Annotated in this window: 22 protein-coding genes; 16 read left to right on the top strand and 6 right to left on the bottom strand. The window is 58.6% G+C overall.

The genetic code is table 11. The features are described 5' to 3' along the window. Window positions 1–108 precede the first annotated feature (108 nt). The 6 genes from ACM6JQ_RS07300 (at window position 109) to ACM6JQ_RS07275 (ending at window position 6,980) form a co-directional block, all read left to right on the top strand. Window positions 109–1,410, top strand: a complete 1,302-nt coding sequence (locus ACM6JQ_RS07300; protein WP_007917875.1) for an ABC transporter substrate-binding protein — start codon at window positions 109–111, stop codon at window positions 1,408–1,410. Between the two features lie 150 nt (window positions 1,411–1,560). After that, on the top strand, window positions 1,561–2,469 hold the full coding sequence (locus ACM6JQ_RS07295) for a carbohydrate ABC transporter permease (RefSeq protein WP_007917874.1): 909 nt from the start codon (window positions 1,561–1,563) through the stop codon (window positions 2,467–2,469). Continuing rightward, on the top strand, window positions 2,462–3,307 hold the full coding sequence (locus tag ACM6JQ_RS07290; protein WP_007917872.1) for a carbohydrate ABC transporter permease: 846 nt from the start codon (window positions 2,462–2,464) through the stop codon (window positions 3,305–3,307). Before ACM6JQ_RS07295 ends, ACM6JQ_RS07290 begins: the two co-directional genes overlap by 8 nt. Window positions 3,308–3,309: 2 nt before the next feature. Next, the gene (locus tag ACM6JQ_RS07285) at window positions 3,310–4,470 is read left to right on the top strand and encodes an ABC transporter ATP-binding protein (RefSeq protein ID WP_414893483.1); all 1,161 of its coding nucleotides are present in this window, start codon (window positions 3,310–3,312) and stop codon (window positions 4,468–4,470) included. Between the two features lie 192 nt (window positions 4,471–4,662). Beyond that, window positions 4,663–6,012, top strand: a complete 1,350-nt coding sequence (locus tag ACM6JQ_RS07280; protein ID WP_007917870.1) for a carbohydrate porin — start codon at window positions 4,663–4,665, stop codon at window positions 6,010–6,012. 113 nt (window positions 6,013–6,125) lie between these two features. After that, window positions 6,126–6,980, top strand: coding sequence for a D-hexose-6-phosphate mutarotase (locus tag ACM6JQ_RS07275; RefSeq protein ID WP_007917868.1), 855 nt, complete (start codon window positions 6,126–6,128; stop codon window positions 6,978–6,980). Between the two features lie 161 nt (window positions 6,981–7,141). Here the strand turns inward: ACM6JQ_RS07275 and ACM6JQ_RS07270 are convergent, their stop codons facing one another. Next, complete coding sequence (locus ACM6JQ_RS07270; RefSeq protein WP_171057240.1) at window positions 7,142–8,002, bottom strand: MurR/RpiR family transcriptional regulator; 861 nt, start codon at window positions 8,000–8,002, stop codon at window positions 7,142–7,144. A 226-nt stretch (window positions 8,003–8,228) separates the two neighbouring features. On the opposite strand from ACM6JQ_RS07270, the gene zwf reads away from it, so the two are divergent. The 4 genes from zwf to ACM6JQ_RS07250 all read left to right on the top strand — a co-directional run bounded on the left by zwf (window position 8,229) and on the right by ACM6JQ_RS07250 (window position 11,937). Next, the gene (gene zwf, locus ACM6JQ_RS07265; RefSeq protein ID WP_007917863.1) at window positions 8,229–9,695 is read left to right on the top strand and encodes a glucose-6-phosphate dehydrogenase; all 1,467 of its coding nucleotides are present in this window, start codon (window positions 8,229–8,231) and stop codon (window positions 9,693–9,695) included. Further along, window positions 9,682–10,395 carry a 6-phosphogluconolactonase gene (pgl, locus tag ACM6JQ_RS07260; protein WP_414893482.1) on the top strand — a complete coding sequence of 238 codons (714 nt, stop codon included), beginning with the start codon at window positions 9,682–9,684 and terminating at the stop codon, window positions 10,393–10,395. Before zwf ends, pgl begins: the two co-directional genes overlap by 14 nt. A gap of 17 nt (window positions 10,396–10,412) precedes the next feature. Then, the gene (locus tag ACM6JQ_RS07255) at window positions 10,413–11,078 is read left to right on the top strand and encodes a bifunctional 4-hydroxy-2-oxoglutarate aldolase/2-dehydro-3-deoxy-phosphogluconate aldolase (RefSeq protein ID WP_008082815.1); all 666 of its coding nucleotides are present in this window, start codon (window positions 10,413–10,415) and stop codon (window positions 11,076–11,078) included. Between the two features lie 280 nt (window positions 11,079–11,358). Then, window positions 11,359–11,937: a hypothetical protein gene (locus ACM6JQ_RS07250; RefSeq protein ID WP_095112261.1), complete on the top strand. Its 579-nt coding sequence runs from the start codon at window positions 11,359–11,361 to the stop codon at window positions 11,935–11,937. On the opposite strand, the gene ACM6JQ_RS07245 is transcribed toward ACM6JQ_RS07250, so the two are convergent. Then, window positions 11,934–13,115, bottom strand: coding sequence for an aminotransferase class V-fold PLP-dependent enzyme (locus tag ACM6JQ_RS07245; protein WP_007917855.1), 1,182 nt, complete (start codon window positions 13,113–13,115; stop codon window positions 11,934–11,936). The two genes, ACM6JQ_RS07250 and ACM6JQ_RS07245, sit on opposite strands and share 4 nt — an antisense overlap. Window positions 13,116–13,144: 29 nt before the next feature. Further along, entirely contained in the window at window positions 13,145–13,381 is a 237-nt protein-coding gene (locus ACM6JQ_RS07240) for a DUF3820 family protein (RefSeq protein WP_003227425.1), read from the bottom strand. A gap of 205 nt (window positions 13,382–13,586) precedes the next feature. Between ACM6JQ_RS07240 and ACM6JQ_RS07235 the strand changes: the two genes are divergently transcribed. Further along, entirely contained in the window at window positions 13,587–14,054 is a 468-nt protein-coding gene (locus ACM6JQ_RS07235) for a ferritin-like domain-containing protein (protein ID WP_007917852.1), read from the top strand. A gap of 279 nt (window positions 14,055–14,333) precedes the next feature. Here the strand turns inward: ACM6JQ_RS07235 and ACM6JQ_RS07230 are convergent, their stop codons facing one another. Beyond that, window positions 14,334–14,804, bottom strand: a complete 471-nt coding sequence (locus ACM6JQ_RS07230) for a MaoC family dehydratase (protein WP_003227420.1) — start codon at window positions 14,802–14,804, stop codon at window positions 14,334–14,336. A 42-nt stretch (window positions 14,805–14,846) separates the two neighbouring features. Then, window positions 14,847–15,791: a lysophospholipase gene (locus ACM6JQ_RS07225; protein ID WP_414893481.1), complete on the bottom strand. Its 945-nt coding sequence runs from the start codon at window positions 15,789–15,791 to the stop codon at window positions 14,847–14,849. Window positions 15,792–15,991: 200 nt separating this feature from the next. Between ACM6JQ_RS07225 and fadD2 the strand changes: the two genes are divergently transcribed. Continuing rightward, a complete protein-coding gene (gene fadD2, locus ACM6JQ_RS07220) occupies window positions 15,992–17,680 on the top strand; it encodes a long-chain-fatty-acid--CoA ligase FadD2 (protein WP_095112256.1) in 1,689 nt (562 codons plus the stop codon). A gap of 347 nt (window positions 17,681–18,027) precedes the next feature. After that, entirely contained in the window at window positions 18,028–19,725 is a 1,698-nt protein-coding gene (gene fadD1, locus ACM6JQ_RS07215) for a long-chain-fatty-acid--CoA ligase FadD1 (RefSeq protein ID WP_007917844.1), read from the top strand. A 247-nt stretch (window positions 19,726–19,972) separates the two neighbouring features. Here fadD1 and ACM6JQ_RS07210 read toward each other — a convergent pair whose 3' ends face one another. Next, window positions 19,973–20,350 carry a hypothetical protein gene (locus ACM6JQ_RS07210; RefSeq protein WP_007917843.1) on the bottom strand — a complete coding sequence of 126 codons (378 nt, stop codon included), beginning with the start codon at window positions 20,348–20,350 and terminating at the stop codon, window positions 19,973–19,975. A gap of 197 nt (window positions 20,351–20,547) precedes the next feature. On the opposite strand from ACM6JQ_RS07210, the gene ACM6JQ_RS07205 reads away from it, so the two are divergent. From ACM6JQ_RS07205 to def, 3 genes are all read left to right on the top strand, one after another. Beyond that, window positions 20,548–20,739 (top strand): CsbD family protein, encoded by a 192-nt coding sequence (locus ACM6JQ_RS07205; RefSeq protein ID WP_007917841.1) that lies wholly within the window; start codon window positions 20,548–20,550, stop codon window positions 20,737–20,739. Between the two features lie 164 nt (window positions 20,740–20,903). Then, complete coding sequence (locus ACM6JQ_RS07200; protein WP_007917840.1) at window positions 20,904–21,854, top strand: YihY/virulence factor BrkB family protein; 951 nt, start codon at window positions 20,904–20,906, stop codon at window positions 21,852–21,854. Window positions 21,855–21,856: 2 nt separating this feature from the next. Next, entirely contained in the window at window positions 21,857–22,396 is a 540-nt protein-coding gene (gene def / locus ACM6JQ_RS07195) for a peptide deformylase (protein WP_007917839.1), read from the top strand. Window positions 22,397–22,437 lie beyond the last annotated feature (41 nt).

The raw sequence follows: 22,437 nt of genomic DNA, 5'->3' as shown, positions 1-22,437 counted from the left end.
ACATTCGCGCGTCCCTTCGTTACCTGCGAAGGGAAACGTCCTGTTTAAACTCCTGTGCAGCGCAAGCACCAGACTTGCATGCATAACAACAAGAAAGGTACATCTCAGATGAATGCGATTTCTCGCCTCGCTACTGTCATTTCTGTCGCCTCCCTGTTCCCGCTCGCAATTCTGCCTCTCAGTGTTTCCGCTGCCGAATCCAAAGGTTCGGTCGAAGTCGTGCACTGGTGGACGTCCGGTGGCGAAAAAGCTGCCGTTGATGTGCTCAAGGCCCAAGTCGAAAAAGACGGTTTCACCTGGAAAGACGGCGCTGTCGCCGGTGGTGGCGGTGCGACTGCCATGACCGTGCTGAAAAGCCGCGCAGTCGCTGGCAACCCGCCTGGCGTTGCCCAGATCAAAGGCCCGGACATCCAGGAATGGGCATCCACCGGCCTGCTCGACACCGACGTTTTGAAAGACGTCGCCAAGTCGGAAAAGTGGGACAGCCTGCTCGACAAGAAAGTCTCCGATACCGTGAAGTACGACGGTGATTACGTGGCCGTGCCGGTGAACATTCACCGCGTGAACTGGCTGTGGATCAACCCGGAAGTGTTCAAGAAAGCCGGGATCACCAAGAACCCGACCACCCTCGAAGAATTCTATGCCGCTGGCGACAAGCTCAAGGCAGCGGGCTTCATTCCGCTGGCTCACGGCGGTCAGCCTTGGCAGGACAGCACCGTGTTCGAAGCCGTGGTGCTGTCGGTCATGGGTGTCGATGGTTACAAGAAAGCCCTGGTTGACCTGGACAACGCCGCGCTGACTGGCCCGGAAATGGTCAAGGCGCTGACCGAGCTGAAGAAAGTCGCGACCTACATGGACGCCGACGGCAAAGGTCAGGACTGGAACCTGGAAGCGGCCAAGGTCATCAACGGCAAGGCCGGCATGCAGATCATGGGTGACTGGGCCAAGTCCGAATGGACCGCCGCCAAGAAAGTCGCGGGCAAAGACTACGAGTGCGTAGCCTTCCCGGGCACCGACAAGGCGTTCACCTACAACATCGACTCGCTGGCCGTGTTCAAGCAGAAAGACGCCGGCACTGCGGCCGGTCAGCAGGACATCGCCAAAGTCGTGCTGGGTGAAAACTTCCAGAAAGTCTTCAGCATCAACAAAGGCTCGATCCCGGTTCGCAACGACATGTTGAACAACATGGACAAGCTCGGCTTCGACTCCTGCGCACAGACTGCTGCCAAGGACTTCCTCGCGGACGCCAAGTCCGGCGGCCTGCAACCAAGCATGGCGCACAACATGGCGACCACGCTGGCGGTGCAAGGTGCGTTCTTTGATGTCGTGACCAACTACATCAACGACCCGAAAGCCGACCCGGCCGACACTGCCAAGAAACTCGGCGCTGCGATCAAGTCCGCCAAGTAATGCTTGGCCCCGGTAGGAGTGAGCCTGCTCGCGATAGCAGTTGGTCAGGTAACAGATTTATCAACTGACACACCGCAATCGCGAGCAGGCTCACTCCTACAAGGGGGCGAGTTGCCCAAGTAGTCCTTTTCTCTCGTACTGGATTTCCCCATGAGTTCTGTTGCTGTGTTCAGCAAGGCCTCGCCGTTCGATGCATTGCAACGCTGGCTACCCAAACTGGTGCTGGCGCCGAGCATGTTCATCGTGCTGGTGGGCTTCTATGGCTACATCCTGTGGACGTTCGTGCTGTCGTTCACCACCTCGACTTTCCTGCCCAACTACAAGTGGGCCGGTCTGGCGCAATACGCGCGGTTGTTCGACAACGACCGCTGGTGGGTCGCGAGCAAAAACCTCGCGGTGTTTGGCGGTATGTTCATCGGCATCACCTTGGTGATTGGCGTGTTGCTGGCGGTGTTCCTCGACCAGCGCATCCGTCGCGAAGGCTTTATCCGCACCATTTACCTGTACCCGATGGCGCTCTCGATGATCGTCACCGGTACCGCGTGGAAATGGCTGCTCAACCCGGGCATGGGCCTGGACAAATTGTTGCGTGACTGGGGCTGGGAAGGCTTCCGTCTCGACTGGCTGATTGACCCCGATCGCGTGGTTTACTGCTTGGTGATCGCCGCTGTGTGGCAAGCCTCGGGCTTCATCATGGCGATGTTCCTTGCCGGCCTGCGTGGTGTTGATCAATCGATCATCCGTGCCGCGCAGATCGATGGCGCGAGCATGCCGACGATCTACTGGAAAGTGGTGCTGCCAAGCCTGCGTCCGGTGTTCTTCAGTGCGGTGATGATTCTGGCGCACATCGCGATCAAGAGCTTCGACCTGGTCGCGGCGATGACTGCCGGCGGCCCGGGTTACTCCTCCGACCTGCCCGCGATGTTCATGTATTCCTTCACCTTCAGTCGCGGCCAGATGGGCATGGGCTCGGCCAGTGCGATTCTGATGCTCGGTGCGATCCTCGCGATCATCGTGCCTTACCTGTATTCCGAGCTGAGGACCAAGCGCAATGACTAGTCTCGCTGCCAAACCTGCTATCAGCCTGAGTCGCATCGCGATCTACGCGGTACTGATCCTCGCCGTACTGCTTTATCTGGTGCCGCTGGTGGTCATGTTGCTGACCAGCTTCAAGACTCCGGAAGACATCAGCACCGGCAACCTGCTGAGCTGGCCGACCGTGGTCAGCGGCATTGGCTGGGTCAAGGCCTGGGCCACGGTTGACGGCTACTTCTGGAACTCGATCAAGATCACCGTTCCGGCCGTGATCATCTCCACCGCCATCGGTGCGTTGAACGGTTATGTGCTGTCGTTCTGGCGCTTCCGTGGTTCGCAGCTGTTCTTCGGTCTGCTGTTGTTCGGCTGCTTCCTGCCATTCCAGACCGTGCTGCTGCCAGCCTCGTTCACCCTCGGCAAGATGGGCCTGGCAAGCACCACCACCGGCCTGGTGTTTATCCACGTGGTTTACGGTCTGGCGTTCACCACGCTGTTCTTCCGTAACTACTACGTGAGCATTCCGGATGCGCTGGTGAAAGCTGCACGTCTGGACGGTGCGGGTTTCTTCACGATTTTCCGCCGGATCATTCTGCCGATGTCGACGCCGATCATCATGGTTTGCCTGATCTGGCAGTTCACCCAGATCTGGAACGACTTCCTGTTTGGTGTGGTGTTCTCCAGTGGTGATTCGCAGCCGATTACGGTAGCGCTGAACAACCTGGTCAACACCAGCACCGGCGCCAAGGAATACAACGTTGATATGGCAGCGGCGATGATCGCCGGCCTGCCGACCCTGCTGGTCTATGTGGTCGCAGGCAAGTATTTCGTGCGCGGGCTGACGGCCGGCGCAGTCAAGGGGTAATCATGGCAACGCTCGAACTTCGCAACGTCAACAAGACCTACGGTGCCGGCCTGCCGGACACCCTGAAGAACATTGAACTGTCGATCAAGGACGGTGAGTTCCTGATCCTCGTCGGCCCGTCGGGCTGCGGCAAATCGACCTTGATGAACTGCATCGCCGGTCTGGAAACCATCACCGGCGGCGCGATCATGATCGGTGATCAAGACGTCAGCGGCATGAGCCCGAAGGATCGCGACATCGCCATGGTGTTCCAGTCCTACGCGCTGTATCCGACCATGAGCGTGCGCGAGAACATTGAGTTCGGTCTGAAGATTCGCAAGATGCGGCAGTCGGCGATCGATGAAGAAGTCGCGCGCGTGGCCAAGCTGCTGCAGATCGAACACTTGCTCAATCGCAAGCCGGGTCAGCTTTCCGGTGGTCAGCAACAGCGTGTGGCGATGGGCCGTGCACTGGCACGTCGACCAAAGATTTATCTGTTCGACGAACCGCTGTCCAACCTCGACGCCAAGCTGCGCGTCGAGATGCGCACCGAAATGAAACTGATGCACCAGCGCCTGAAAACCACCACGGTCTACGTAACCCACGACCAGATCGAAGCGATGACCCTGGGCGACAAGGTTGCGGTGATGAAGGACGGCATCATTCAGCAGTTCGGCACGCCAAAAGAGATCTACAACGACCCGGCCAACCTGTTCGTCGCGAGTTTCATCGGTTCACCGCCGATGAACTTCATTCCGCTGCGTCTGCAACGCAAGGACGGTCGTCTGCTGGCGCTGCTCGACAGCGGTCAGGCGCGTTGCGAGCTGCCGATGAGCATGCAGGACGCCGGGCTCGAAGATCGCGAAGTGATCCTCGGCCTGCGCCCGGAGCAAATCGTGTTGGCGAACGGCGAGGGCAATGGCCTGCCAAGCATTCGTGCCGAAGTGCAGGTGACTGAGCCGACCGGCCCGGACACGCTGGTATTCGTCAATCTTAATGAAACCAAAGTCTGCTGCCGTCTGGCGCCGGACGTGGCACCGCAGGTGGGCGAGAACCTGACGCTGCAATTCGATCCGTCGAAAGTGTTGTTGTTCGATGCCAAGACCGGTGAGCGCCTCGGCACTGCCGGCCAACCACAGACCGATGCGCGGTCTGCGAACGTGGCGCAATTCAAAGGCCGCTGAGGAACAGTGTAGGAGTGAGCCTGCTCGCGATGACGGTGTATCAGTCGACAGAGATGTTGAATGTAAAACCGCTATCGCGAGCAGGCTCACTCCTACAAAGGAGCAAGCGGTGCCCGGCCTGTCGAGCATCGCACTTTATGTAAACCGCGTTAGATAAAAACAGTTAATAACAATAAAGACGAGGATGTAGGGATGAAAAAGAAACACGTCAATGCCCGGTTGATCTGCCAAGTGTCGGCTGCGGCGGCCTTGGTGCTGGCCGGTAACGCCATGGCGGCGGATGCCTTCAGTTCCGATTCGAAATGGATGACCGGCGACTGGGGTGGCGAGCGTACCAAGCTGATCGAGCAGGGTATCGACATCAAGGCTGACTACGTTGGGGAAGTCGGTGGCAACCTGAACGGTGGCTACAACGACGACAAGACCGCGCGTTACGCTGACCAGTTCGGTCTGGGCGTGGCACTCGATCTGCAAAAGCTCTGGGGCTGGGATAACACCCAGGCGAAGATCCAGCTGACCAACCGTAACGGTTACAACATCTCCAACGACCGCGTTGGCGATCCGCGTGCCGGCACCTTGAGCTCCTCGCAAGAAGTTTACGGTCGTGGCCACATGGTGCGTCTGACCCAGTTGTGGATTCAGCACCAGTTCTTCGACAACAAACTCGACGTCAAGGCCGGTTACTTCGGTGAAGGCGAAGACTTCAACACCTTCCCGTGCGACTTCCAGAACCTCGCGTTCTGTGGTTCGCAAGTGGGTAACTGGGCGACCAACATCTGGTACAACTGGCCAGTCAGCCAAGCCGCGATCCGTGTGAAGTACAACATCAACGACGAGCTCTACGCGCAAATCGGTGCGTACAACCAGAACCCGTCGCAGCTGGAACACGGCAACGGCTTCAAACTCAGCGGCAGCGGCACCAAAGGTACTGTGTTGCCGGTTGAGTTGGTCTGGTCGCCGAAGGTCAACAGCCTGCCGGGCGAATACCGCGTCGGTTACTACAAGAGCACGGCCGATGCCGACGACGTTCGTGAAGACGTCAACGGTTTCGACGCCGCCACCACTGGCGACGCGTACAAAACCCACAGCAGCAAAAGCGGCTACTGGTTCGTCGCGCAACAGCAACTCACCAGCCACAACGGTGATGCTTCTCGCGGTCTGAATATCGCGGCCAACGCCACGTTCCACGACAAAGACACCAACTTCATCGACAACTATCAGTCGGTGATGTTCGTCTACAAAGGCCCGTTCGACGCGCGTCCGAAGGATGACGTCGGTATCGGCGCGGCGCGTATCCACGTCAACGATGACGTGAAGAAAAACGCCGAGCTGCTGAACGCTTCCAACGGTGTGTCGGACTACGACAATCCGGTGTTCTCGCCAATTCGCGAAACCGAATACAACTACGAGATCAACTACGGCTTCCACGTCACCAACTGGCTGACCGTACGTCCTAACCTGCAGTACATCACTCACCCGGGCGGTGTGGATGAAGTGGACAACGCATTGGTCGCTGGCCTGAAAATTCAGTCTACGTTCTAACGCGTCTGCGATAAGCTCCTCTCTATGTGCGCATATTTGCGGACAGCCCAGGCTGTCCGCTTTTTTTTGAGGGGCAGTAATCCCCGTGACAGTTGAATTCGGAACCGTGGCCAATGCATGAGCATCCGCTACAACGCTTCTTCAAATCCCTGCGTGAACAACCGGTGTTCGCCTGGGAGCGCTATCAGATGCGCGACGTCTTGGTGATCGATCACCCGCTGTGTCAGGCGGTGTTCAGTCGTCAGGGCGCGCAGTTGCTGCACTTTCAGCCGCGTGGGCAAAAGCCGTGGTTGTGGTGTGCGGCGAAGTGGCCGCATGTCGGCGCTATTCGCGGTGGTGTGCCGGTGTGCTGGCCGTGGTATGGCCGTCATCCGAGCGAAAACGCTTGGCCATCGCATGGCTGGGCGCGTTTGCTCGACTGGAAGTTGCTCGACAGCAGCAGCGCCGAAGACGGCGTGCGCCTGCACTGGCAGTTACAGCTGTGCGACTGGCAGGTTGATTTGCATGCACACCTGGGCGAACGCATGGAATTACGCCTGAGCACCGAGCATCAGGACGACATGCCGTGCCAGTTGAGCCAGGCTTTGCACGCTTACTGGCGTATTGGCGATGTCGGTGAGATAGCGCTGTCTGGGCTCGAAGGGGCGCAGGGTTATGACCAGTTGAATCGCCAGGTTTGCCAGCAGGAAGGTGAGTTGCGAGTGGATGGCGGCTGTCAGCGGGTGTTCCAGCACGACGGCGAATTGCAGTTGAAAGATCACGCCTGGCAGCGTGAGTTGTGCATCGATACCGGGGACAGCGCGGACACGGTGGTGTGGCATCCGGGAGCGCGGCCGTTGTTGGGCGTGACGTGGGATGAGATTTCCGAGTTCGTGTGCGTGGAAGCGGCGGCGGGTGGGACGGACAGTCTGCATCTGGCGCCGGGGGAGAAGGCGCATTTGAGTTTGCAGGCGTGGGCGGCGGCTTAGAGGGTTTTGATGATCGTTCCCACGCTCTGCGTGGGAATGCCTCAAGGGACGCTCCGCGTCCAGTGACGCGGAGCGTCACGGGCTGCATTCCCACGCAGAGCGTGGGAACGATCAACCCCTGTAGGAGCTGCCGAAGGCTGCGATCTTTTACGCGAAGCGTCCTAATTAAACTCGTCACCCACCGGATACCGGCTGGCATTCAAGCTCTCTTTGATCTTGCGCAAATGCGGCTGGAAATCCACTCCGCGACGCAAGGTCATCCCGGTCGCCAACACATCCAGCACCGTCAACTGAATGATCCGCGACGTCATCGGCATATAAATGTCGGTGTCTTCCGGCAACGGAATATTCAGGCTCAAGGTACTCGCCTTGGCCAGCGGCGAATTCTCCGCCGTCAAACCCAACACCGAAGCGCCGTTCTCGCGAGCAATGCGCGCCACTTCGACCAGCTCACGGGTACGGCCGGTGTAGGAGATGATCACGAACAACTCACCGGTGTGCGCCACCGAGGCAATCATCCGTTGCATCAACACATCGGCGTGCGCGGTGACGGCGAGGTTGAAGCGGAAGAACTTGTGCTGCGCATCCAGCGCCACCGGTGCCGAAGCACCAAGGCCGAAGAAGTGGATCTGTCGTGCTTGAATCAACAGGTCGACGGCGCGGCTGATCAGGTTCGGATCGAGCGCCTGGCAAGCACTGTCCAGCGACGCGATGGCGCTGCCGAAAATCTTCTGTGTGTACGCCTCGGGATTGTCGTCGGCCTCGACCGCGCGGCTGACATACGCCGCGCCGCTGGCCAGGCTCTGCGCCAGTTGCAGCTTGAGTTCGGGATAGCCGCTGACACCGAACGAACGGCAGAAACGGTTGACCGTCGGTTCGCTCACCGAGGCCGCCTGGGCGAGGGCGGCGATGCTGAAGCGGGTGGCCTGCTGCGGGTTGAGCAGGATCACCTCGGCGACTTTGCGTTCGGCCTTGTTCAGGTCTTCAAGGCGACTCTGGATCTGTTCCAGTAAATTTCGCACGCGGTCCATATGGAATTCCTAATTCACCTGCGCAAAGGTGCGCCGGGCTATGCAAATTGGGCCTTTGATATGGCCCGTAACGGTGGCCTATCCTACTGATGGCTCCGACCGACCACCACTCGGAATCTGTATTTTGCGAAAATGTTGTGGTTATTACTACATTTTCCCTTGAGTGATGCCTTGAAAAAAGGTATTTGTAGCTTAACTTGATAAAAGAACAAACATCATGCCTTCGATTACGGTTGAACCGTGCACCTTTGCCTTGTTCGGCGCGCTTGGCGATCTGGCCCTGCGCAAGCTGTTTCCTGCCCTTTATCACCTCGATGGCGCTGATCTGCTGCACGAGGACACGCGCATCATCGCGTTGGCCCGTGAAGAAGGTTCCGAGCAACAGCACATGGCGTTCATCGCCGCCGAACTGCGTCGTTATGTAGGCAAAGAGCTGGACGAGGCCGTCGCCGAGCGTTTTCTCGCACGCCTGACCTACCTGCACGTCGACTTCCTCAGATCTGAAGATTATGTGGCGCTGGCCGAACTGGCTGGCAGCACGCAACGCATGATTGCCTACTTCGCCACGCCGGCAGCGGTGTACGGCGCGATCTGCGAGAACCTGGCGAAAGTCGGTCTGGCAGAAAATACCCGCGTGGTGCTGGAAAAACCGATCGGCTCCGACCTCGAATCGTCGCGCAAGGTGAACGACGCGGTAGCGCAGTTCTTCCCGGAAAACCGCACCTACCGCATCGACCACTACCTGGGCAAAGAAACCGTTCAGAACCTGATCGCCCTGCGTTTCGCCAACAGCCTGTTCGAAACCCAGTGGAACCAGAATTACATCTCCCACGTGGAAATCACCGTGGCCGAGAAGGTTGGCATCGAAGGCCGCTGGGGCTACTTCGACAAGGCCGGCCAACTGCGCGACATGATCCAGAATCACCTGTTGCAGTTGCTCTGCCTGATCGCCATGGACCCGCCGGCTGACCTGTCCGCCGACAGTATCCGTGACGAGAAAGTCAAAGTGCTCAAGGCGCTCGCGCCGATCAGTCCGGAAGGCCTGACCACGCAGGTCGTGCGCGGGCAGTACATCGCCGGCCACAGCGAAGGCAAATCCGTACCGGGTTACCTCGAAGAACCGAATTCCAACACCCAGAGCGACACCGAAACCTTCGTCGCTCTGCGTGCCGACATCCGCAACTGGCGCTGGGCCGGCGTGCCGTTTTACCTGCGTACCGGCAAACGCATGCCGCAGAAACTGTCGCAGATCGTCATCCACTTCAAGGAACCGTCGCACTACATTTTTGCGCCGGAACAACGCCTGCAGATCAGCAACAAACTGATCATCCGCCTGCAACCGGACGAAGGCATTTCCTTGCGCGTGATGACCAAAGAGCAGGGCCTGGACAAAGGCATGCAACTGCGCAGCGGGCCGCTGCAACTGAATTTCTCCGACACCTGGCGTAGCGCGCGGATCCCCGATGCCTACGAGCGATTGTTGCTGGAAGTGATGAACGGCAATCAGAACCTGTTTGTCCGTAAAGATGAAATTGAAGCCGCGTGGAAGTGGTGTGACCAGCTGATCGCCGGGTGGAAAAAATCCGGTGACGCGCCCAAGCCGTATGCGGCCGGGTCGTGGGGGCCGATGAGCTCCATTGCATTGATCACGCGGGACGGGAGGTCGTGGTATGGCGATATCTGATGTGCAACTGCCTGCGGGCGTGAACGCTCACGAATACAAGAGCCCGGTGCTGTTGGCCGAAGGTCTGGCGCTGAACGTCGCCAAGCAATTGAGCGACGCCATTGCGGCACGCGGCAACGCGGTGCTGGTGGTGTCTGGCGGTCGTAGCCCGGTGGCGTTTTTCCAGCACCTGGCCAAGCAGGATCTGGACTGGTCGAAGGTCGTCGTGACCCTCGCCGATGAGCGCTGGGTACCGGTTGAACACGCTGACAGCAATGCCGGTTTGCTCAAGCAATACTTGCTCAAAGGCCCGGCGGCCAAGGCGCAGTTCCTCAGCCTGTATAGCGCGGCGGCCAACGTCGAGCAGGCTGCTGAACAGGCTGATCGCTTGCTCGCCGAATTGCCGCCGATTGACGTGCTGGTGCTGGGCATGGGCGATGACGGCCACACCGCGTCGCTGTTCCCCGACAGCCCGAACCTCACCGAAGCCTTGCAGGCTGATGGCGCGCGTCGTTGCTGGCCAATGCTGGCGCCGAGCGTGCCGCGTCAGCGTCTGACCATGAGCCGAGCGCTGCTGGCCTCTGCGAAGCACAAGATTCTGTCGATTTCCGGTCAGTCGAAACTGACCACCCTGAATGCCGCACTGGCATCCGACGACGTCGCCACCATGCCGGTGCGCGCGTTTCTGCAACCTACGTTAGAGATTTACTGGTGCCCATGAGCCAAGGAACAGCCGCTATGACAACCCCATCCCCGACCGTTTCCATGGCGGACAAAGTTGCCCTGATCGACAGCCTCTGCGCCAAGGCGCGGATCCTGCCGGTGATCACCATCGCTCGTGAACAGGACGTGCTGCCACTGGCCGACGCTCTGGCTGCCGGTGGTCTGACCGCGCTGGAAGTGACCCTGCGTTCGCAGTTCGGCCTCAAGGCCATTCAGATCCTGCGCGACCAGCGTCCAGAACTGATGACCGGTGCCGGCACCGTACTGGATCGCAACATGCTGGCTGCTGCCGAAGCGGCCGGTTCGCAATTCATCGTCACCCCGGGCATTACCCGTGACTTGCTCGAAGCCAGCGTCGACAGCCCGATTCCGCTGTTGCCGGGCATCAGCAACGCCTCCGGCATCATGGAAGGTTATGGTCTGGGTTATCGCCGCTTCAAGCTGTTCCCGGCTGAGGTCAGCGGTGGCGTGGCGGCAATCAAGGCCCTCGGCGGCCCGTTCGGCGAAGTGAAATTCTGCCCGACTGGCGGCGTCGGCCCGGCCAACATCAAGAGCTACATGGCGCTGAAAAACGTCATGTGCGTCGGCGGTAGCTGGATGCTTGATCCGGAGTGGATCAAGAACGGCGACTGGGCGCGTATTCAGGAATGCACCGCCGAGGCATTGGCGCTGCTGGACTGATTGTTACCAGACACTTCGTTGTGTGTTCTACGGCTTTACGGTGCGCTTGGTCGGTGCACCGTTTTTTTTTGCCTGAAAATTGCTATGTAGAAGCTATGTAGGAGCTGTCGAGTGAAACGAGGCTGCGATCTTTTGACCTTGCTCTTGAGCGCCAACATCAAAAGATCGCAGCCTTCGGCAGCGCCTACATCGACACCGTTACGACGCGATACATAGTTACCGCACAACCGCGTTGGCGTGGCGCTAATCTGCGTTCATCTTACGGAAGAGAGAACGCCTCATGGACGACCATCAATCAGCAGACTTGCCCCATCAGCCTCTTCGGCAACGGCACACTCATATCCCTGGCAGCTTCGATTGGCGCAAAACCGAAGGCAAGGTGCGCAACATCAGTGGCGGCATCGAAGGCCTGCCCCTGATTTTACGTCTGGTCCTGGTCGACGCCATGACCGGTGAGCCAGTGGTTGGCGCCGAGGTACGGATCGAACAGAACATCGGCGCCGACAGCCTGTGCGGCGCCCAGTCGACCGACAGCCAAGGCATCGTGCGGTTTACCAGTATTTACCCGGATCAGCACTCTGGCGGGGCCTCGTGCATCGCCATGACCGTGTGCATCGCCAGTGATGATCAACACCCGCAGTCACATCAGGAGGCCTGGGCAGGACGGCTGCATCTTCCCAGTGTATGTGGCTGTGAAGCGGTGGGCGATGACGCCTCGCGGCTGTCGTTGCGAGCGATTGGCGGGGAAGGTCTTGAGGACGGCTACTTCGGCAGCCTGACGATCGGCGTCGACACCTTTGCGGTGTCGTCGCAGATCGGCCTTGCTGGCTACGAGAAGTCCACTGGCGCGGTGTTTTAGCGCAGCTCGTTCAGCGCGCGAACCAGCAACTGCATGTCGCCAGCGGTGGTGGTCAGCCCCGGTGTAATGCGGATGCTCGGTCCGCTGGCGGCGCCGTTACGCACCACGGTGAACAGGTTGTAATCATTGAGCAGGCGCTCCGCCATCGCTTGTTGATCGTCGTGCCGGGTGAAACGCAGCGATGTGATGCCGCAATACAGCCTTGGATCGTCTGGCGTCATGACTTCGATGCCCGGCAAGTGCCTTACCGCGCTGACCCACAGATTGCGCAGATAATTGACGCGAGCGCCTTTGGCCGGCGCACCGCCGAGGGAGCGGTGCTCCTCGAACACCAGTGGCAAGGTCATCAGTGCTGGAATGTTCGGCGTGCTGTACGACGTGCGCGCACGGATATCATTGGCCGGGTAATGCATTTCATCCATGTCCGGATCGATATCGATCAAGCGTTGCGGCGCGATATAGAGGAAGCCGAGGGTGAGCGGTGCGCCGATCCATTTGTGCAGGTTGAATCCGGCGAAAGAGATGCCGAGGGCATCAAGATCGAACTCGATCTGACCGAGTGCATGGGCGCCGTCGAGGATGACATCGACGCTATGCTCTTTGGCGAGCGCGGCGATGGCTTGAACCGGCATCACCAGACCGGTGCGGTGAGTGACGTGAGTCAGGGCCATCAGCTTGATCTTCGGGTGGCCGCTGAACGCTTCGCGGTAAGTCTCCACCAGGCTGTCGTAACTCGCTGGGTGCGCGTGGGCAATCTCGATCACCTCGGCGCCACGATGTCTGGCCAGCCAGCGCATGGCGCCTTTGACCGTGTCGTATTCCAGATCACTGATCAGCACCTGATCGCCCGGTTGCAAACGGTTGTAGTTGCGGATCAGCGACTGCAGGCCTTCGGTGGCGTTACGGGTGAAGGCTACGCTCTGCGCGCGCACACCGATCAGCTCGGCCAGTTGCGCACGGATATCGAGGTTGTCGTGCTGCTCGAAACGCTGGCGCACGTACACCGAATTGCTGGTGTTGATCAGCTCGATATTGCGCTGGTATTCCTCGATTACTGTGCGCGACATGCGCCCGAAGTAACCGTTTTCCAGGTTCACGGGACCGGGTTGAACGTCGTAACGGTCGGCGAACGTTTGCCAGAAGGCTTCGTCACGGGCACGGCGGGTGTTATCGGGCATGGTCGGCTGACTCTAGAGAGGAGGGCGCTTCAATGGCGCGGGGCAGGTTTGCCGTGTTTGGCGCGCAGCGGTTCGAGCAAGTCCGAGAGGCCGTTATGGTCGATCTCCTGCATCAGCGCGAGCAGGCCGCCGAGTTCGCCGTGAGGGAAACCTTCACGGGCAAACCAGTTCAGGTACGGCCCCGGGAGGTCAGCAATGATTCGGCCCTTGTACTTGCCGAAGGGCATTTCGCGGGTGATCAGCAGTTCGAGTTTTTCGGGATTCATCAGGGATTTCGTCTGGCTTCAAATCAGCTTGGAAAATACAGGCATTCTGCATGCAGGCCAAATGACAGATCATGCAAATAACCGTGATACAGATAGTTCACTTATCTTTAACTCATTGATAATTAAAGAAATTCTATAAATAAAAAAGCTGGCACGCACACTGCAATATCCCTTGCATCTTCAACCAATCGCAAGGAATTGAAAAATGACCGACATGAATAAAGAAGCCATCTCTGTACTCAATGACCTGATTGAAACCTGCAAGGACGGTCAGGAAGGGTTCAAGACTTGCGCCGAAGACATCAAACATCCAGAACTGAAAACCCTATTTGTCACCCGCTCTGCCGATTGCGCAACCGCTGCAGCAGAACTGCAGGCCGAAGTTCGCAAGCTGGGCGGCGATCCGGAAACTTCCACCAGCGTCAGCGGTGACCTGCACCGTCGTTGGGTCGACGTCAAAGCGATGTTCACCGGCAAGGATGAAGAAGCTGTGCTGAACGAAGCCGAGCGCGGTGAAGACCACGCACTGAAGGCCTACAAAGAAGCCCTCGAGAAAATCACCAAGCACAACCTGGTGGGTATTCGTGATCTGGTTGAACGCCAATACCACGGCGTACAACGCAACCACGACCAGGTGAAAGCCCTGCGTAACCAGGCTCGTGCTCGTTCGTAAGCGCTTTTCGGTTATAAAAAACGCCAGCTAGTCTGGCGTTTTTTTATGTCTGGGGGAAAGCCAAAGCAAGAGCCCCTCACCCTAGCCCTCTCCCGGAGGGAGAGGGGACTGATCCAGGTGTTCTGTCGAGGTACGCCGACCTGAAATATCCAGTCGAACTCAAGATCTGAAAACCACGGAGATCGGCTCCCTTTCCCCCTCGCCCCCCTGGGGGCGGTCCGACGTTTCGGGAGGGCTGGGGTGAGGGGGAAAAGCGCTCACTGACACACCACAAATCAATCAGCCAATGCTGATCGCCGGCAGCGTCGGCAACGTTACCGTCTGCTGCTTGCGCGGCGCCAGAATCTCCGCCTCACCATCCACTACCAACTCATCACGCTGGTTGAACACACGAGTGGCAATGCGCACACGAAACTTCGGCAGCTTCTCGAGAATTTCCAGACGCACGGTCAGCGTGTCACCGATCTTCACCGGTTTCTGAAAACTCATCTGCTGGCCAATATAAATAGTGCCCGGCCCAGGCAGTTCACAGGCCACCGCTGCACTGATCAAAGCACCGCTGAACATACCGTGAGCGATACGCTCCTTGAACATGCTCGCGGCGGCAAATTCGGCGTCAAGGTGCACCGGGTTGTGGTCGCCGGACATGGCGGCGAACAGTTGAATATCGCGTTCTTCGACGGTCTTGCTGTAGCTGGCGGTCTGGCCGACTTCGAGGGCTTCGTAAGGGATGTTGGTAACCTGGGTCATCGGTCTCGATTCCTGTGACGGATTCAGTGAATCCACAAAAAATTATTCGCTGCGCTGAGGGCGCGGATGGCTCAGGGCCTGATCGATCCAGGCCAGCACATCAGCGATCACTTCGTCGCGATTGGTTTCGTTGAACAATTCGTGCCGCGCCTGCGGGTAGATCTTCAGTTGCAGGTGCTGGCTGCCGGCCGTGCGCAAGGCATTGGCCAGATCTGTCAGACGCTTGCCTTCACTCACCGGATCACATTCGCCGCCGATTACCAGCAGCGGCAGGCCCGGGTCGATCTGCGCGAGATTGGACGCTTTGCTGATCTGCTGCAAGCCGCCGAGCAGGTCGATCCACAGTTGATTGGTGCAGCGAAAGCCACACAGCGGGTCGTTGGCGTACAAGTCGACCTCCGCCGGATCGCGGCTGAGCCAGTCGAAGCGTGTGCGCACCGGTTTGAATTGGTTATTGAACGAGCCGAACGACAGCCATTCGATCAGCGCACTGCGGCCCTTGCCACCCTGACGGAGTTTTTCCAGGCGGGCGATCTGCCGCGCAGCGCGGTACAGCGCAACGGGCTGAAAGTTGGAACCACTGAGAATCGCTCCGTGCAGACTGGCGCTGTGATGCAGCAAATAACCTTGGGCGATGTAACTGCCCATGCTGTGGCCCAGCAGGATGATCGGCACGCCGGGGTGCTGCTGGCCGATGTGCTGATTGAGGCTGGCCAGATCGCCGAGCACTTTGCACCAGCCATCGTCATCGGCGAAGTGGCCGAGGGTACCGTGATTGGCGGTTTTGCCATGTCCGCGTAAATCCGGCGCATACACGCCATATCCTTTGTCGCAAAACGTGTCGGCCAGTCGTGCGTAGCGGCCGCTGTGTTCCGCCATGCCGTGGGCCAGCAGGATCACCGCTTTCAACGGCGCCGCCGGCAGCCATTGATTGACGAACAGGCGGCTGCGGTCACTCGCGTCCAGCCATAGGGTGTCGTGGATCATGGCGATTCCTTTGCTCAGAGTCGGATCATTGTATAGCGCGTCTGATCAGCCCACGCCACGGCAGGAAGATTCACACGATCAATGACGGCTTTGCCCATATTTGCCTCAATGGCCATAACTGCTAGTGTCCGTGAAGCTCCGCTTTTTCAGAAATGACAGAAAGCGGCCCCGGATCAGCTCAGGTAAAGAGGATAAGAACAATGCAACCTGATTTCTGGAACGACAAACGCCCGGCCGGCGTACCGCTGGACATCGACATGGGAGAGTTCAAGTCGGTGATCGAGGTGTTCGAGCGTTCCTGCAAGAAGTTCGCTGATCGCCCGGCGTTCAGCAACATGGGCATCACCCTGACCTACGCTGAACTCGAGCGTCAGAGCGCCGCCTTCGCCGGTTACCTGCAGGCGCATACCGATCTGGTTCCGGGCGATCGCATTGCGGTGCAGATGCCCAACGTCCTGCATTACCCGATTGCCGTGTTCGGTGCACTGCGTGCCGGGCTGATCGTGGTCAACACCAACCCGCTGTACACCGCGCGGGAGATGCGCCATCAGTTCAAGGATTCCGGCGCACGAGCACTGGTGTACCTGAACATGTTCGGCCAGAAAGTCCAGGAAGTGCTGCCCGACACCGACATTCAATACCTGATCGAAGCGAAGATGGGCGACCTGATGCCCACTGCCAAGGGTTGGCTGGTCAACACCGTGGTCAGTAAAGTGAAGAAAATGGTCCCGGCGTATTCGCTGCCGCAGGCGATCTCCTTCAAAAGTGCACTGCGCATGGGCCGTGGCCTTGGGGTCAAGCCGCTGAAGGTCGGTCTCGACGACATCGCCGTGCTGCAATACACCGGCGGCACCACCGGCCTGGCCAAAGGCGCGATGCTCACTCACGGCAATCTGGTGGCGAACATGCAGCAAGTGCGCGCCTGTCTCGCGCAACTCGGCCCGGACGGCCAGCCGCTGCTGCGCGAAGGCCAGGAAGTGATGATTGCGCCGCTGCCGCTGTATCACATCTATGCGTTCACGGCGAACTGCATGTGCATGATGGTTTCCGGCAACCACAACGTGCTGATCACCAACCCGCGCGACATTGCCGGCTTCATCAAGGAGTTGAAGAACTGGCGCTTCTCGGCGCTGCTGGGCTTGAACACCTTGTTCGTGGCGCTGATGGATCACGCGGATTTCAAGACCCTCGATTTCTCCAGTCTGAAGCTCACCAACTCCGGCGGCACCGCGCTGGTCAAGGCCACCGCCGAGCGCTGGGAGCAAATAACCGGTTGCCGCATCACCGAAGGTTACGGCCTCACCGAAACTTCACCGGTGGCCTGTACCAACCCGTACGGCGATCAATCGCGTCTGGGCACGGTCGGTTTGCCGGTACCGGGCACGTTGCTGAAAGTCATCAACGATGACGGTGTCGAACAGCCGATGGGCGAGCGCGGCGAGTTGTGCATCAAGGGCCCGCAGATCATGAAGGGCTACTGGCACAAACCGGAAGCCACCGCCGAAGTGCTGGATGCCGAGGGCTGGTTCAAGTCCGGTGACATTGCGGTGATCGATCCGGACGGTTTTGTGCGAATCGTCGATCGCAAGAAGGACATGATCATCGTCTCCGGTTTCAACGTGTACCCCAATGAAATCGAAGACGTGGTGATGGCGCATCCGAAAGTCGCCAATTGCGCAGTGATCGGCGTGCCGGACGAGCGCTCGGGCGAGGCGGTGAAGTTGTTTGTGGTGGCGCGGGAAACGGGGGTCAGTCTTGAAGAGCTCAAAGCCTACTGCAAAGAGAATTTCACCGCTTACAAAGTGCCGAAACACATTGTGTTGCGTGAGTCATTGCCGATGACGCCTGTCGGGAAAATTCTGCGGCGCGAGTTGCGCGATATCGCTTAAAGACCAGCAGCAAAAAGATCGCAGCCTGCGGCAGCTCCTACCTTGGAATACATTTCCTGTAGGAGCTGCCGAATGCTGCGATCTTTTGCTTTAAGTCCCCGAAAACCGGGGCTTTAAGGTTGTTCTAGGATTTTTGCTCTAAAATGACTGCTAGATAGTCTTGAGTCATGATAATGACTGTAGGGGCCGCTTTTGGCTCTAGTCGACCCTTGGCAAAGCTGCTACTCTCGGCGCGCTTTGTGACTTCTCGGCCTATATAAAAGCCAGATTCACCAATACCAAACACACACCAATAATAATCGCATCAAATGCGGTGAAGAATTCGCGTTGCTGAGGAGTGGGCTTCCATGATCGAAGACTTTTGGAAGGATAAATACCCGGCTGGAATTGCTGCCGACATCAATCCGGACGAGTATCCGAACATTCAGGCAGTGTTGAAGCAATCCTGCCAACGCTTCGCCAACAAACCGGCTTTCAGCAACCTGGGCAAGACAATCACCTACGGTGAATTGTACGAATTGTCCGGTGCGTTTGCCGCGTATCTGCAACAGCATACCGATTTGCAGCCCGGCGATCGAATCGCCGTGCAACTGCCCAACGTTCTGCAGTACCCGGTGGCCGTCTTCGGTGCGATCCGCGCCGGGCTGATCGTGGTCAACACCAACCCGCTGTACACCGCGCGGGAAATGGAACACCAATTCAATGACTCCGGCGCCAAGGCGCTGGTGTGCCTGGCGAACATGGCGCACCTGGCCGAAGCCGTGGTGCCGAAAACCGGCGTCAAACACGTTATCGTCACTGAAGTCGCCGACCTGTTGCCGCCGATCAAGCGTCTGCTGATCAACAGCGTCATCAAGTACGTGAAAAAAATGGTGCCGGCCTATCACCTGCCCAAAGCCGTCAAGTTCAACGACGTGTTGAGCAAGGGCCAGGGCCAGCCGGTGGCCGAAGCCAATCCGCACAGCGGCGACGTTGCGGTGCTGCAATACACTGGCGGCACTACTGGCGTGGCCAAAGGCGCGATGCTGACCCATCGCAACCTTGTCGCCAACATGCTGCAGTGCAAAGCGCTGATGGGCTCCAACCTCAATGAAGGTTGCGAAATCCTGATCACGCCGCTGCCGCTGTACCACATCTATGCGTTCACCTTTCATTGCATGGCGATGATGCTGATCGGCAACCACAACATCCTGATCAGCAACCCGCGCGACCTGCCGGCGATGGTCAAGGAACTGTCGAAGTGGAAGTTCAGCGGTTTCGTCGGCCTGAACACGCTGTTTGTGGCGCTGTGCAACAACGAAGGTTTCCGCAAGCTGGATTTCTCTGCGCTGAAAGTCACCTTGTCCGGCGGCATGGCCCTGCAACTGGCTGCTGCCGAGCGCTGGAAAGCGGTGACCGGTTGCGCTATCTGTGAAGGTTACGGCATGACCGAAACCAGTCCGGTGGCCACGGTCAACCCGATCCAGAACATCCAGATCGGCACCATCGGTATTCCGGTGCCATCGACACTGTGCAAAGTCATCGACGATGCGGGTGTCGAGCAGCCGTTGGGTGAAATCGGCGAGCTGTGCGTCAAGGGCCCGCAAGTGATGAAGGGTTACTGGCAGCGTCAGGAAGCCACCGATGAAATGCTCGACAGCGAAGGCTGGCTGAAGACCGGTGACATCGCGCTGATCCAGCCGGACGGCTACATGCGCATCGTCGATCGCAAGAAAGACATGATTCTGGTCTCCGGTTTCAACGTCTACCCGAACGAACTGGAAGACGTGCTGGCGACCCTGCCGGGCGTGTTGCAGTGCGCGGCCATCGGCGTGCCGGACGAGAAGTCGGGCGAGGCGATCAAGATCTTCATCGTTGCCAAGCCGGGCGTCACGCTGACCAAGGAAACGGTGATGGAGCACATGCGCGCCAACGTCACCGGCTACAAGGTGCCGCGTTCGGTGGAATTCCGCGATGCGCTGCCGACCACCAACGTCGGCAAGATCCTGCGCCGCGAGTTGCGTGATGAAGAGCTGAAGAAGATCAAGGCCAAGTCCGCCGCCTAAAACACGAAGCCCCGCAGATGCGGGGCTTTTTGTTGGTGTATGCGGGGGAGTTTGCAGTGTCCGGTAAATCCTACCCCCTCACCCCAACCCTCCCGAAACGTCGGACCGCCCCCAGGGGGGCGAGGGGGAAGGGAGCCGATCGGGGGCTGTTCAGAACCTGAGTTCGACTCGATATCTCAGGTCGGCGTACCTTGCCCAGACACCTCGGTCAGTCCCCTCTCCCTCCGGGAGAGGGCTAGGGTGAGGGCTATTGACGGAACGGCGCGAAATTCACATTAGTCCCCGCCGGGCGCATGTCCTGCAGATACGAATCCTTGTCCGCACTCAATTCCAGGCTCAATGCCGCTTTACGCTTGCCTTCGTTGCGAATCACCAGCCCTTCAAGCTTTTCACGCAGGAACACCGTCGGCACTTTCAGGTGCAGCAGTTCGTCAGTGGCCGGCGTGTGCATCAGCAAGTGAATCCACTCGTACTGACCGATGGCCAAACGCGACACTGGCAGGTCGAACCACCAGATGTTGCGGTTACGGTTCAGTTCGGCGAAATGGCAGTTGTTGGTGCCGAGCACGGCACCGCCCAGTTCCTTGTTGCGTCGGGCGATGGCCTGCGTTTTATCGAGTTTCATAACATTCCTGCGGGATCAGTTCCTGGCGATTGGCGCCCATATGTTGCGCATTCTCGGGGCTACGCACGCAAACATAAAGCCCAACCTGCACGCCACGACGAAATGAACCCCTGAAAATAAATGAAACTTGGCGCAAACCCGGCCAGTCAATCATTACGTACTGACTTTTCCCCCTAATTGCACCAAGGAGAAACACCATGAGTAGCACAGGCGATAAAGTAAAAGGCATGGCCAACGAAGCGGTCGGCAACGTTAAGCAAGGCGTCGGTAAAGCCACCGACAACAGCAAGCTGCAGGCCGAAGGCAAGATTCAAGAGAAAAAAGGTGAGGCCCAGCAAGCGGTCGGCAAAGCCAAGGACGCGGTCAAAAAAGGCGTCGACAAGGCGTAATTCAGCCTTGAACGAAAGACAAGAACGGCCATCCAAGGATGGCCGTTTTTGTGTCGAAATTCTGCAGAGACCCGGCAAGGTTCGCCAAACAGGCTACCTTGATGTAAAAAACGGCCCCTGAGTCGCCACGACTTCAACCTGTATTGCGGCGAAAGGAGACGCGAATGATTTTTCCGGACATGAAAGGTCTGCCCCTGCACCGGGTGATGGTGCGCACGGTCACTGAATTCGTCGACGACGAGATGTCGACCTACGCCTCGGCACTGGCCTACCAGATGCTGTTCTCGCTGTTCCCGTTCATTCTGTTTCTGATTGCCCTGATCGGTTTCCTGCACCTGCCGGACTTCTTCTCCTGGCTGCGCCTGCAATCGGAACTGGTCCTGCCGCCACAGGCGCTGGAGCAGGTCAATCCGGTGATCGACCAGTTGCAGCAGTCCAAGGGTGGCTTGCTTTCAGTCGGTATCGTTATCGCCCTGTACACCGCTTCCGCGGGCGTGCGCTTGATGATGAGCGCGATGAACGCCGCGTACGACGTGGTCGAGGGCCGGCCGATCTGGAAGCGTTTCCCGCTGTCGATTGTCTACACCGTCGGCATTGCCGGCATGCTGCTGGTGGCCGCCGCGCTGATGGTGCTCGGGCCGCAAGTGATGGGCTGGATCGCCGCGCAGGTGGGTCTGGAAGACTTCATCGTCACCGTGTGGACGATTGCGCGCTGGCCGGTGATCGTGATTCTGATGATGGTCGCCGTGGCACTGATCTACTACGTCATGCCCGACGTCAAACAGGAGTTCCGCTTCATCACCCCCGGTTCGGTGCTGGCCGTGGTGGTGTGGATCATCGCCTCGTTGGGGTTCGCGTTCTACGTGAAAACCTTCGCCAACTACAACGCGATGTATGGCAGCATCGGGGCGATTATCGTGCTGTTGCTGTATTTCTACATTTCCGCCGCGGTGCTGTTGCTTGGCGCCGAGATGAATGCGGTGATCGAGCACATGTCCAGCGAGGGCAAGGATGCGGGTGAGAAAGTCCCCGGCGAACTCGATGAACATCCCAAACAACACGTCTCGGGCCTGGGCCGCGATCATTCGCTCAAGCCGGACACTGACGAAGTCTGATCATGATTCGTGAAATTCTGAAAATGGGCGACGAGCGCCTGCTGCGTATCGCCCCGCCCGTGCCGGCCGAGATGTTCGACAGCCCTGAGCTGTGGCAACTGATCGACGACATGTTCCAGACCATGGAAAGCGTCGGTGGTGTCGGCCTGGCTGCGCCGCAGATCGGTGTCGATCTGCAACTGGTGATCTTTGGTTTCGAACACAGCGAACGTTACCCGGACGCTGAAGCGGTGCCGCAGACGATCCTGATCAATCCACTGATCACACCGTTGAGTCCGCTGACGGAAGAGGGCTTTGAAGGCTGTCTGTCGGTACCGGGGTTGCGCGGTGCGGTGGATCGTTATCAGCAGATTCGCTATGAAGGGTTTGATCCGAAGGGCGAGCCGATTGTGCGCACTGCGTCGGGCTTCCACGCACGGGTTGTGCAGCACGAATGCGATCACCTGATCGGTCGGTTGTACCCGTCGCGGATCACCGACTTCACTAAGTTCGGTTTTACCGAAGTGATGTTCCCGGACCTCGATCCCACAGCAGACGACTAATCCCCGAGAACACCACAATCCCCGTGTAGGAGTGAGCCGGC

It is taken from the genome of Pseudomonas sp. IT-232MI5, assembly GCF_949767845.1.
In the GTDB taxonomy this organism is placed as follows: Bacteria; Pseudomonadota; Gammaproteobacteria; order Pseudomonadales; family Pseudomonadaceae; genus Aquipseudomonas.
Note: the sequence above shows the minus strand (reverse complement) of the source record. Positions and strands in the feature narration are given on the sequence as shown.